Below are 11,323 nucleotides of genomic sequence, written 5' to 3' on the forward strand. Positions count from 1 at the left end.
TCCCCCGAGCAGGCCACCCCGCGCACCCCGCGCGACCCTGACACCTCGGTCGCCCCGCCCGTGGCTGCGGCCCAGCCCGCGACCGCGCCGTACGCCGAGATCCCCCAGGCGATCCTGGAGACGGAGGATCGTCCCGAGCCGGCCGTGCAGCGGCTGCGCGGCCCTGCTGCCCGCGTAGTGACCAACATGGAGGCGAGCCTCGAGGTCCCCACGGCGACCTCCGTGCGCGCGGTCCCGGCCAAGCTCATGGTCGACAACCGCATCGTGATGAACAACCACCTGGCGCGCACCCGCGGCGGCAAGGTGTCGTTCACCCACCTCATCGGCTACGCCGTCGTGGAGGCCCTGGCCGAGATCCCGGCCATGAACGCCGGCTACACCCTGCAGGACGGCAAGCCGGCCGTGGTCCAGCCCGGTGCGGTCAACTTCGGCCTGGCGATCGACCTGGCCAAGCCCGACGGCTCACGCCAGCTGCTCGTGCCGAGCATCAAGAGCGCCGACACGATGGACTTCGGTCAGTTCGTCGCCGCCTACGAGGACGTCGTCCGTCGTGCGCGGAACAGCAAGCTGACCGCCGACGACTTCGCCGGCACGACGATCACCCTGACGAACCCGGGCACGATCGGCACCGTCCACTCGGTGCCTCGGCTCATGGCAGGCCAGGGGACGATCGTCGGGGTCGGTGCGATGGACTACCCCGCCGAGTTCCAGGGCGCCTCCGACGAGCAGCTGGCCCGCCTCGGCATCTCCAAGGTCTTGACCCTCACCTCGACCTACGACCACCGGATCATCCAGGGAGCGCAGTCCGGGGACTTCCTGCGGCTGGTGAGCGCGAAGCTCCTCGGCGACGGCGGGTTCTACGACCGCGCGTTCACGGCGATGCGGATCCCCTACGAGCCCGTGCGCTGGGTCCGGGACAACACCGTCGACGCCGACACCGAGCAGGCCAAGCCCGCCCGGATCGCCGAGCTGATCCACTCCTACCGGTCGCGTGGCCACCTCATGGCCGAGACGGACCCGCTGGCCTACCGGCAGCGGACCCACCCCGACCTCGACATCCAGAACCACGGCCTGACGCTCTGGGACCTCGACCGCGTCTTCCCGACGGCCGGGTTCACGGGCAAGCCCAAGGCGAAGCTGCGCGAGATCCTCGGACTGCTCCGGGACTCCTACTGCCGGACCATCGGCTTCGAGTACATGCACCTGCAGGACCCGCGCCAGCGCCGGTGGCTCCAGGAGCGGCTCGAGTCGGGGTACGCCAGGACGCCACGCGAGGACCAGCTCCGGATCCTGCGCCGGCTCAACGCAGCCGAGGCCTTCGAGACCTTCCTGCAGACGAAGTTCGTCGGGCAGAAGCGCTTCTCCCTCGAGGGGGGCGAGTCCCTGATCCCCCTGCTCGACGCCGTCCTGTCCAAGGCCGCCGAGGGCGGGCTCGACGAGGTCTGCATCGGCATGTCGCACCGCGGTCGGCTCAACGTGCTCGCCAACCTGGCAGGCAAGAGCTACGCGCAGATCTTCGCCGAGTTCGAGGGCAACCAGGACCCCCGGAGCGTGCAGGGCTCGGGCGACGTGAAGTACCACCTCGGCACCGAGGGGACCTTCACCGCCGAGTCCGGGGCGACCACGGCCGTCTACCTCGCGGCCAACCCCTCGCACCTCGAGGCCGTCGACCCCGTGCTCGAGGGCATCGTCCGCGCCAAGCAGGACCGGATCGACCTGGGCGGGGACGGCTTCTCGGTGCTGCCGATCCTCATCCACGGGGATGCGGCCTTCGCGGGCCAGGGGGTCGTCGTCGAGACGCTCAACCTCGCCCAGCTCCGTGGTTACCGCACCGGCGGCACGGTCCACGTCATCGTCAACAACCAGGTGGGCTTCACGACCGGGCCCTCCTCGTCCCGCTCGACGCACTACTGCACCGACGTGGCCAAGGGGCTCCAGGTGCCGATCTTCCACGTCAACGGCGACGACCCCGAGGCCTGCGTCCGGGTCGCCGAGCTCGCCTTCGAGTACCGCGAGCAGTTCGACCGCGACGTCATCATCGACGTGATCTGCTACCGGCGCCGGGGCCACAACGAGGGGGACGACCCCTCGATGACCCAGCCGCTGATGTACAACCTCATCGAGGGCAAGCGCTCGGCACGCAAGCTCTACACCGAGGCCCTCGTGAGCCGTGGCGACATCACCGTCGACGAGGCCTCGCAGGTGCTGCAGGACTACCAGAGCAGGCTCGAGCACGTCTTCACCGAGACGCGCGACGGCGGCTACACCCCGCCTCCCTCGAGCGAGCCGATCGCCGGGCTCGAGAAGCCTGAGTCCCAGCTCGAGGACGCCGGGATCATGGTCGGCTGGAGGACCGCGGTCGACCCGGAGGTGCTGCACCGCATCGGACGGGCGCACGTCCGCCCGCCGTCGGGGTTCACCGTGCACCCCAAGCTCGGCCAGCTGCTCACCAAGCGCGAGCAGATGTCCCGCGAAGGGGGCATCGACTGGGGCTTCGGCGAGCTCCTGGCCTTCGGCTCCCTGCTGCTCGAGGGCACCCCGGTGCGCCTCGCCGGCCAGGACTCGCGTCGCGGAACCTTCGTCCAGCGCCACGCGGTGCTCCACGACCGCGAGTCCGGGTCCGAGTGGACCCCGCTGCTCTACCTCTCGAGCGACCAGGCCAAGTTCTGGGTCTACGACTCCTCCCTCTCGGAGTTCGCCGCGATGGGCTTCGAGTACGGCTACTCGGTCGAGCGCCCCGACGCCCTGGTGCTCTGGGAGGCCCAGTTCGGCGACTTCGTCAACGGTGCGCAGACGATCATCGACGAGTTCGTCTCCTCGGCCGAGCAGAAGTGGGGCCAGCGCTCCTCGGTGGTCCTCCTGCTCCCGCACGGCTTCGAGGGGCAGGGCCCGGACCACTCCTCGGCCCGGATCGAGCGCTTCCTGCAGCTCTGCGCCGAGGAGAACATGACCGTCGCGGCGCCGAGCACCCCCGCCTCGTACTTCCACCTGCTGCGTCGACAGGCCTACGACCGCCCGCGTCGCCCGTTGGTGGTCGCGACCCCGAAGTCGATGCTGCGGCTCAAGGCCGCCGCCTCGCCGGTCGAGGAGTTCACCTCGGGCACCTTCGAGCCGGTCTTGTCCGACCCGTACCTGCCCGACCCTGCCTCGGCCGATCGCGTGCTCCTGTGCTCGGGCAAGGTCTACTACGACCTCCTGGCACACCGCACCAAGGTGGGCGACGACCGGACGGCGATCGTGCGCGTCGAGCAGCTCTACCCGCTCGAGGCCGACGACCTCGCACGGGCCCTCGCGCCGCACGGCGAGGCCGAGCTCGTCTGGGTCCAGGAGGAGCCCGCCAACCAGGGGGGCTGGACCTTCGTGGCGCACCACCTGCCCGAGGCCCTCGGGCGCGAGCTCCGTCGCGTCTCGCGGACGGCCTCCGCCTCTCCTGCCGCAGGCTCGAGCAAGATCCACGCGGCCGAGCAGAAGAGCATCGTCGAGGAGGCCTTCGCCCGCTGAGTCCTCGCACGTCGGCGAGTGCCGCAGCGATCCGTCGGTCGACCTCGACCCGCGCGTCGGAGGGCCCTGCGGCCCCCCGGTCGGCGAGACTGTCCCCACCGGACGACCGAGGAGGACTGGTGGGTGACCGCGCGCTGCGCATCTGCGTGATCGGCGACGAGCTCGTGGCAGGGACGGGCGACCCCAAGGGCCTCGGCTGGGTCGGCCGCGTCGCCGCGCGGACCCCCGCCGACCCCCTCCCCCTCATCATGACCCTCGCGGTGCCCGGGGAGACGACCACCGCCCTGAGCTCACGCTGGGAGTCCGAGACCGCGCTGCGGCTGGGCCCGACCCCGCCCGAGGGCGGCAACCACCTCGTGGTGGCCCTGGGACGGGCAGACCTGGCGGCCGGGATCTCCCTGGCGCGGAGCCGGCTCAACCTCGCCAACATCCTCGACGTCGCCGACCAGCGTCGCCTGTCGACCTTCGTCGTCGGCCCACCCCCCACCGCGCACGAGGACCCCGAGCGTCAGGCCGAGCTCTCTGCGGCCTTCGCCGACGTCACCCGGCGGCGGCGGGTGCCCTACGTCGAGACCTGCGCACCCCTGGCCCAGCACGAGCAGTGGCTCGCGGACCTCGCCGCCGGGGACGGGAGCACCCCCGGACAGGCGGGCTACGGCCTCATGGCCTGGCTGGTCCTGCACAGCGGCTGGCACCACGCCCTCGGTCTGCCCGAGGACGCCGCCTGACGCTCTGCTCGCCTCCGGGCACGGGGGACGACGTCGCGTGTCAGTGCATGATCCCCGCGGCGCGCAGCTCGACGGTGAGGTCCTGCGGGTTGCTCGCCACGGTGCAGGCCTCCTCGTACGTGACGACCCCGTCCCCGATCAGCGTGAACAGGTGCTGGTCGAAGGTCTGCATCTTGTAGTACTCGCCCTCGGCGATGAGGTCCCGCAGCGGCGGGGCGTTGTACGGGTCGACGATCGCCTCGGCGGTGCGCCCGGTGTTCACCAGCACCTCGATGACCGCGGCCCGCCCCGAGCCGTCCGCCTTGCGGACCAGTCGCTGGGACACCACGCCGCGCAGGGCCTGGGCGAGGGCGCTGCGGACCTGCTTCTGCTCGTGCGGCGGGAAGAAGTCGACGATGCGGTTGATCGTCTCCTGCGCGTCGATGGTGTGCAGGGTCGACATCACCAGGTGGCCGGTCTCGGCCGCCGAGAGGGCCGCGCGGACCGTCTCGATGTCACGCATCTCCCCGACCAGGATCACGTCGGGGTCCTGACGCATGGCCGCACGCAGCGCGACCGTGAAGTCGGCGGTGTCGTGGCGCACCTCGCGCTGGGAGACGATGGCCTTCTTGTCGTGGTGCAGGATCTCGATGGGGTCCTCGATGGTGACGATGTTCACCTCGCGGTAGGTGTTGACCAGGTCGACCATCGACGCGAGGGTCGTGGTCTTCCCCGAGCCGGTGGGGCCCGTGACCAGCACGAGCCCGCGCGGCTCGAGGGCGAGCTGACCGACGACCTCGGGAAGCCCGAGCTCCTCGAGGGAGGTCGCGCCGACAGCGACCCGACGGAAGACCAGACCCTGGGTCCCCCGGGCCTGGTAGGCGTTCACGCGGAACCGCCCGACACCGCTCAACGAGTACGCGAAGTCCGCCTCGTGCGTCCGCTCGAACTCCTCGGCCAGCGGGGCGGGCAGCACCTGCTCGACCATGTGGAGGGTGTCCTCGGGCCCCAGGTCGGGGACCTGCAACCGCCGCAACCTCCCGTCGACCCGCAGGCGCGGGGCCGAGCCGACCTTGCAGTGCAGGTCCGAGCCGCCGCTGCTGGCGAGGGCGTGCAGGAGGGGGATCACGGACTGGGGTGCGTCGCTCACCCTGTGATGATCGGGCGCCAGGGGTGCGGACTTGAGCCTCGAGGACGAACCCGCACCGTCGGTGTGGGACCATGGGTGCTGCTGATCGGCCGATCGGTCTGTCTGAAGGAGTCACCCATGAGCAAGCGCGGTCGCAAGCGTCGCTCCCGCAAGGGCAGCGCCGCCAACCACGGCAAGCGTCCCAACGCCTGAGAGACGGCGTCGGGCCGGAGCGGTGGATCCCTCGGGGTCCGCCGCTCCTGTCATGTCCGAGGACGTCCCGCTCGGATCCACGACGGCGCGATCACCACGGATGACAGCTCCGTTCCCGCAGGTCAGCCGCGTTCGTCGACCTGGATCTGCAGGACGGTGAGCTGCTGCCGGATCCGCAGGTGGAGCTCGGCCGGTGCCGCCTCGTGGCAGGACCGGCGCACGAGCTTCTTGAGGTGGTCCTCGACGTCGTACTCGCTCAAGCACGGCTCGCAGTCGGCGAGGTGCTGACGGATCCGGTCGCCATCGAGCTCGTCGATCTCGGCGTCGAGGAAGTCGAAGAGCCGCGACAGCGCCTCGGAGCAGTCCACCGGACCGTGCCCACCCTCGGGTGGGCGCTGCTCGCCCTGGCTCATGACGAGCTCCCCTCGGCCGAGGTGCTCGGGACCATGCCCCGGTCGCGGGCGTAGTCCGTGAGCAGCTCGCGCAGCTGGCGCCTGCCGCGGTGCAGCCGGGACATCACGGTGCCGATCGGTGTGCCCATGATCTCGGCGATCTCCTTGTAGGCGAACCCCTCGACGTCGGCGAGGTAGACGGCGAGGCGGAAGTCCTCGCCGATGGCCTGGAGGGCCTCCTTGACGTCGCTGTCCGGCAGGTTGTCCAGGGCCTCGGTCTCGGCCGAGCGCAACCCGGTCGAGGTGTGCGAGGCCGCGCGCGCGATCTGCCAGTCCTCGACGTCCTCGGCCCCCGACTGGAGGGGCTCGCGCTGCTTCTTGCGGTACGTGTTGATGAAGGTGTTCGTCAGGATCCGGTAGAGCCATGCCTTGAGGTTGGTGCCGGGCCGGTACTGGTGGAAGGCGGCGAACGCCTTGGCGAAGGTCTCCTGGACGAGGTCCTCGGCGTCCGTGGGGTTGCGCGTCATCCGCAGGGCGGCCGAGTACAGCTGGTCGACGTAGACCAGTGCCTCGTTCTCGAACCGGGCCGTGCGTGCGGCGTCGTCCTCCGCGTCGGGGGCCCGGTGGGTCTCGGAGCTCATCAGGGGTGAGCCTAGCCGTCCCTCGGCGGCGAGGTCGGGGTAGCCGACCAACGGCCACCGCGCAGGACTGTGCGAGGTCACGACGAGCGAAGTCATGAGAGAAGAACGCACCGGGACCGGGCAGACATTCCCGACCTCTCCTCCGCGCCGGGGTGCCCGCGGGGCACGGAGGCGTTAGCGTGCGGTGAAGACCGCCGTGACCCGCGACACAAGGAGTTCACCGATGCTCGTCCGTCGGATCGCCCGCCCACTGTTCGCGGCGGTGTTCGTCGCCGAGGGCCTCGACGCGGTGCGCCGCCCGCAGGCCCACGTCGACCGTACCGAGGCTGCCTGGCAGCGGCTCGAGAAGCGCACGGACCTGCCCCCCTCTCCCCCGACGGCGCGCCTGCGGACCTTCGTCCGGGCGCACGGCGCGGCGATGACCCTCGCGGGCGCCATGCTCGCCCTGGGCAAGGCGCCCCGATTCGCCGCCCTGACCCTGGCGGTGCTGACCCTGCCCGCCGCCGCGGTCAACCAGCCCTTCACCTCGCCCAAGGCGGGCCATGGCGACGGGCCCGGTGAGAACCTGCAGCGTCGGGTCCTTCGTGAGCGGTTCGTGCGGAACCTGTCCATGGTCGGCGGCGCGCTGATCGCCGCGATCGACACCGAAGGCCGGCCCGGTCTCACCTGGCGCGTCCAGCACGCCCGGGTCGACCACGCGGCCCACGACGCCCGCAAGGCCGTCGCCTCCACCGTGAAGGACGCCCGCAAGGCCATCTCCTGAGCGCGCGCCGCGTCGCCCGGCGCCGCCTCGGTAGCCTCGTGGCATGACGGCGAACCACCTCGACTCCCCCTGGCCGGCCCCGACGGGGAGCGCACCGCTCGACGCGGTGGTCGAGGTCCCCGGCTCGAAGTCCCTGACCAACCGCTACCTGGTCCTCGCGGCCCTCGCCGAGGGCCCAGGTCTGCTGCGTGGGGCCCTCTCCTCGCGGGACACGCTGCACATGGCCCGGGCCCTCGAGAGCCTCGGCGCCGGCGTGGTCCAGGACGGCAGCGAGTGGGCCGTCGAGCCGATGCCGGCCGACGCCGACCTCCCCCGCGGCGAGGGCCCCGTCGAGGTCGACTGCGGCCTGGCCGGCACCGTCATGCGCTTCCTGCCCGCCGTCGCGGCCCTGACCCGGAGGTCCGTGCACTTCGACGGTGGTCCCACCGCGCGGGTCAGGCCCATGGGGCCGGTGCTGGACGCCGTCCGGGCCCTCGGTGCTCGCGTCGACGACGGCGGCCGCGGCACGCTGCCCTTCACGGTGACCGGCCCGAGCAGGGTGCGAGGCGGGCACGTCGACGTCGACGCGAGCGTCTCCTCGCAGTTCGTCTCCGGGCTGCTGCTGGCGGGGGCGCGATTCGACCAGGGGCTGCTGCTGCGGCACACGGGCCCGACCCTGCCGAGCGTGCCGCACATCGAGATGACCGTCGCGGTGCTGCGCGCGGCAGGCGTGGAGGTCGACGACAGCCGCCCCTACATCTGGCAGGTGACCCCGGGACCGATCGCGGCCCGCGAGGTGCGGGTCGAGCCCGACCTCTCCAACGCCGCCCCCTTCCTGTGCGCAGCGCTCGTGCTGGGCGGCTCGGTCAGCGTCCCGGGCTGGCCGACCCGCACCACCCAGCCCGGCGGCCTGCTGCCCGAGCTCCTCACCGCGATGGGCGGGACGGCGCGCCTCGCGGACGGGGTGCTCACCATGACCGGCACCGGCGAGGTCCGAGGCATCGACGTCGACCTCCACGAGGCGGGTGAGGTCGCACCGACCATCGCGGCCCTGGCCGTCCTGGCCGACTCCCCGACGAGGCTGCGCGGCATCGCGCACATCCGCGGTCACGAGACGGACCGGCTGGCTGCCCTCGCGACCGAGATCACCCGTGTCGGCGGGCAGGCCGAGCAGACCTCCGACGGGCTGGTCATCACGCCCCGACCGCTGCACGGTGCCCGCATCGAGACCTACCACGACCACCGGATGGCCACCGCGGCGGCCCTCATCGGCCTCAAGGTCCCGGGCGTCGAGGTCGCCGACGTCGGCACGACCGCCAAGACGCTCCCGGACTTCGTCGGGATGTGGACCGCGATGCTGGGCGGCACGACCTCCGGACCGCGATGACCGGACGACGGTACGACGAGAGCGACGTCCGGAGCCGACCGAACCCCCGTGGCTCGCGGCCCCGGACCAAGCAGCGCCCCGAGCACGCCGAGGCCCAGCCCGCCCTGATCACGCAGGTCGACCGAGGGCGCTACACCCTGCTCGTGCTCCCCGAGACACCGCAGGAGCAGGTGATCGTCGCCATGAAGGCCCGCGAGCTGGGGCGCGAGCGACTGGTCTGCGGGGACCGCGTGGAGGTGGTCGGCGACACGACCGGACGGCCCGGGTCCCTCGCCCGGATCGTGCGGCTGACCGAGCGCCGGACCCTGCTCCGACGCACGGCTGACGACACCGACCCGGTCGAGCGGGTGATCGTCGCGAACGCTGACCAGCTCGTGATCGTCACAGCCCTGGCCGACCCCGAGCCCCGCACCCGCATGATCGACCGCTGCGTGGTGGCGGCCTACGACGCCGGCATGTCGGCTCTGCTGTGCCTGACCAAGGCCGACCTCGCCGACCCGGCCGAGCTCGTGGCGATGTACCAGCCGATCGGCGTCGAGGTGGTCGTGACCTCGCGGGCCGAGGGAGTGGGCGAGGTGCTCGGTCTCGACGAGGTGCGCTCCCACCTGGTCGGCCGTACCTCGGTGCTGGTGGGCCACTCCGGGGTCGGGAAGTCGACCCTGGTCAACGCCCTGGTCCCGCGGGCCGAGCGCGCGACGGGGGTCGTCAACCTCGTGACGGGCCGGGGACGGCACACCTCCTCCTCGGCGGTGGCCCTCCGGCTGCCCGCGCACGACGGCTGGGTGATCGACACCCCCGGGGTGAGGTCCTTCGGGCTGGCCCACGTCCAGGTCGACAGCCTGCTCGCCGCCTTCGGGGACCTTGCCGAGGTGGCCGATCGCGAGTGCCCCCGCGGGTGCACCCACGCTGCTGACGCGCCGGACTGCGCCTTGGACGCGTGGGTCCTGCAGGGTGAGGACCCGACGACGACGGCGGCCCGTGAGGCCCGGGTGGACTCGATGAGACGCCTCCTGACCGCCCGGAACGGCGCCGACACCCCCTGAGCGGCGCCGTCGCACGCGGGGCCCGGACGATACGGTGCAGGCATGTCCTTGCGCTCCGGCTACGACGACGACCTACGGCTCGCCCACGTCATCGCCGATCAGGTCGACTCGATGACCATGTCCCGCTTCCGGGCGCAGGACCTGCACGTCGACACCAAGCCCGACACGACGCCCGTCACCGACGCCGACCGCAAGGCCGAGGAGATCGTGCGATCGCAGCTCGGCCGGACCCGGCCGCGGGACGCGGTGCTGGGTGAGGAGCTGCCCGACACGGGGCACGGCCCTCGTCAGTGGGTGGTCGACCCGATCGACGGGACCAAGAACTTCGTGCGCGGGGTCCCGGTGTGGGCCACCCTCATCGCCCTGATCGACGAGGGGCAGCCGGTCCTGGGTGTGGTGAGCGCCCCTGCCCTCGGGCGACGCTGGTGGGCAGCCTCGGGCTCCGGCGCGTGGTCGGGCCGCTCGTTGGCCGCCGCGACGCGCCTGCAGGTCTCGCAGGTGAGCAGGCTCGAGGACGCCTCGCTGTCCTACTCGAGCCTGAGCGGATGGGAGGAGGACGGACGGCTCGAGGGCTTCCTCGACCTCACGCGCAGCGTGTGGCGGACCCGCGGGTACGGGGACTTCTGGTCCTACATGCTCGTCGCCGAGGGGGCCGTGGACATCGCTGCCGAGCCCGAGCTCGCCCTGCACGACATGGCCGCCCTGGTGCCCGTCGTCACCGAGGCCGGAGGCCGGTTCACCTCGATCACGGGGGTGCCGGGCCCCTTCAGCGGTTCGGCACTGGTGACCAACGGGCGTCTGCACGACCAGGTCCTTGCGCTGATCGACCCCTTCGGCGAGGCCTAGCAGCGCCGACCGGCTACCGCGGGGACGGCCCTGCGAGGCCGGCCAACTCGCTCACGTCGTACCAGAGCAGGTCACGCTCGGCGAGCGTGTCGATCGCTGCCTCGTCCTCCGCGAGCGCGGCCTCGACCTCGGGCCCGGCCGCCGCCTCGTCGACGTGGGCGCAGGCCACGGCCTCCCAGGCCACGGCGGCCGTCAGCCGGACGAGGCTCGGGGCGTGCTCCTCGCCCGCCGGCACGGGCTCGACATCGGACTCGGGGACGTCTGCCGCGACGACCAGGCGGCGGCGCGGTGCGGCCGTGTCCTCGGCGAGCAGGTCGAGGCTGTCGTCGGCGGCGAGGAGCTGGGCGGCGTACTCGAGGCCTTCGTCGTCCTCGTCGGGCAGGGCGGCCCGCAGGGCCGGGGTCACCGCGTGGGCCAGCCGGGGCGCGAGCGTCGCGGCGCGCAGCTCGGTCACGGTCGAGGGCAGGTAGATGCGCACGTGATCAGTGTGCCCCGGCGGGGGTGTGCCGGGCGAGCACCACGCGGGCGAGGTCGGCCATCGCTCGTCGCACCGGCGAGGCCGGGGCGTGCTCGACGAGGGTCTGCGCGGCGAGCAGGGCCCCGTCGCAGACCACGGTGTCCTCCGGGACGAGATGCGCCTCGGCGACCCCGGCATACCGCCGCAGGGCGCCGCGCACCGCCTCGGCCGGCTGGGGGCCGCTGGCGGAGGCGCGCAACCGGTT

Annotated in this window: 11 protein-coding genes and 1 pseudogene; 7 read left to right on the forward strand and 5 right to left on the reverse strand. The window is 72.3% G+C overall.

The genetic code is table 11. The features are described 5' to 3' along the window. Window positions 1–3,501: multifunctional oxoglutarate decarboxylase/oxoglutarate dehydrogenase thiamine pyrophosphate-binding subunit/dihydrolipoyllysine-residue succinyltransferase subunit (locus tag L0B03_RS08115; RefSeq protein ID WP_250445310.1), on the forward strand; the 3,501-nt coding region annotated here is incomplete at its 5' end. Window positions 3,502–3,620: 119 nt separating this feature from the next. Continuing rightward, window positions 3,621–4,229 (forward strand): GDSL-type esterase/lipase family protein, encoded by a 609-nt coding sequence (locus L0B03_RS08120; protein ID WP_250445311.1) that lies wholly within the window; start codon window positions 3,621–3,623, stop codon window positions 4,227–4,229. Window positions 4,230–4,269: 40 nt separating this feature from the next. Here the strand turns inward: L0B03_RS08120 and L0B03_RS08125 are convergent, their stop codons facing one another. Then, window positions 4,270–5,358 carry a PilT/PilU family type 4a pilus ATPase gene (locus L0B03_RS08125; protein WP_250445312.1) on the reverse strand — a complete coding sequence of 363 codons (1,089 nt, stop codon included), beginning with the start codon at window positions 5,356–5,358 and terminating at the stop codon, window positions 4,270–4,272. A 117-nt stretch (window positions 5,359–5,475) separates the two neighbouring features. Between L0B03_RS08125 and L0B03_RS19705 the strand changes: the two genes are divergently transcribed. Then, complete coding sequence (locus tag L0B03_RS19705) at window positions 5,476–5,550, forward strand: 50S ribosomal protein bL37 (protein WP_156968370.1); 75 nt, start codon at window positions 5,476–5,478, stop codon at window positions 5,548–5,550. A gap of 122 nt (window positions 5,551–5,672) precedes the next feature. Here the strand turns inward: L0B03_RS19705 and rsrA are convergent, their stop codons facing one another. Both rsrA and L0B03_RS08135 read right to left on the reverse strand, forming a co-directional pair. Continuing rightward, complete coding sequence (gene rsrA / locus L0B03_RS08130) at window positions 5,673–5,963, reverse strand: mycothiol system anti-sigma-R factor (RefSeq protein ID WP_250445313.1); 291 nt, start codon at window positions 5,961–5,963, stop codon at window positions 5,673–5,675. Then, window positions 5,960–6,679, reverse strand: coding sequence for a sigma-70 family RNA polymerase sigma factor (locus L0B03_RS08135; RefSeq protein ID WP_374204915.1), 720 nt, complete (start codon window positions 6,677–6,679; stop codon window positions 5,960–5,962). Before L0B03_RS08135 ends, rsrA begins: the two co-directional genes overlap by 4 nt. Before the next feature lie 127 nt (window positions 6,680–6,806). Between L0B03_RS08135 and L0B03_RS08140 the strand changes: the two genes are divergently transcribed. Genes L0B03_RS08140 through hisN form a run of 4 tightly spaced genes read left to right on the forward strand, consistent with a single transcriptional unit; the run spans window position 6,807 to window position 10,601 of the window. Beyond that, the gene (locus L0B03_RS08140) at window positions 6,807–7,346 is read left to right on the forward strand and encodes a DoxX family protein (RefSeq protein WP_250445315.1); all 540 of its coding nucleotides are present in this window, start codon (window positions 6,807–6,809) and stop codon (window positions 7,344–7,346) included. A gap of 43 nt (window positions 7,347–7,389) precedes the next feature. Next, window positions 7,390–8,712, forward strand: a complete 1,323-nt coding sequence (gene aroA / locus L0B03_RS08145) for a 3-phosphoshikimate 1-carboxyvinyltransferase (protein WP_250445316.1) — start codon at window positions 7,390–7,392, stop codon at window positions 8,710–8,712. Continuing rightward, complete coding sequence (rsgA, locus tag L0B03_RS08150; RefSeq protein ID WP_250445317.1) at window positions 8,709–9,755, forward strand: ribosome small subunit-dependent GTPase A; 1,047 nt, start codon at window positions 8,709–8,711, stop codon at window positions 9,753–9,755. Before aroA ends, rsgA begins: the two co-directional genes overlap by 4 nt. A 42-nt stretch (window positions 9,756–9,797) precedes the next feature. After that, entirely contained in the window at window positions 9,798–10,601 is an 804-nt protein-coding gene (gene hisN, locus L0B03_RS08155) for a histidinol-phosphatase (protein ID WP_250445318.1), read from the forward strand. 13 nt (window positions 10,602–10,614) lie between these two features. Here the strand turns inward: hisN and L0B03_RS08160 are convergent, their stop codons facing one another. Both L0B03_RS08160 and L0B03_RS08165 read right to left on the reverse strand, forming a co-directional pair. Further along, window positions 10,615–11,079, reverse strand: a complete 465-nt coding sequence (locus L0B03_RS08160; RefSeq protein WP_250445319.1) for a hypothetical protein — start codon at window positions 11,077–11,079, stop codon at window positions 10,615–10,617. 4 nt (window positions 11,080–11,083) lie between these two features. After that, window positions 11,084–11,323: pseudogene (locus L0B03_RS08165) on the reverse strand (hypothetical protein); the annotation flags it as partial.

Source organism: Actinotalea sp. C106 (assembly GCF_023630195.1).
Classification (GTDB): domain Bacteria; phylum Actinomycetota; class Actinomycetes; order Actinomycetales; family Cellulomonadaceae; genus Actinotalea.

Coding starts and splice junctions, on each gene's coding strand:
- rsrA (WP_250445313.1), bottom strand. CDS start 5,963: ATGAGCCAGGGCGAGCAGCGCCCACCCGAGGGTGGGCACGGTCCGGTG.
- L0B03_RS08135 (WP_374204915.1), bottom strand. CDS start 6,679: ATGACTTCGCTCGTCGTGACCTCGCACAGTCCTGCGCGGTGGCCGTTG.
- L0B03_RS08140 (WP_250445315.1), top strand. CDS start 6,807: ATGCTCGTCCGTCGGATCGCCCGCCCACTGTTCGCGGCGGTGTTCGTC.
- aroA (WP_250445316.1), top strand. CDS start 7,390: ATGACGGCGAACCACCTCGACTCCCCCTGGCCGGCCCCGACGGGGAGC.
- rsgA (WP_250445317.1), top strand. CDS start 8,709: ATGACCGGACGACGGTACGACGAGAGCGACGTCCGGAGCCGACCGAAC.
- hisN (WP_250445318.1), top strand. CDS start 9,798: ATGTCCTTGCGCTCCGGCTACGACGACGACCTACGGCTCGCCCACGTC.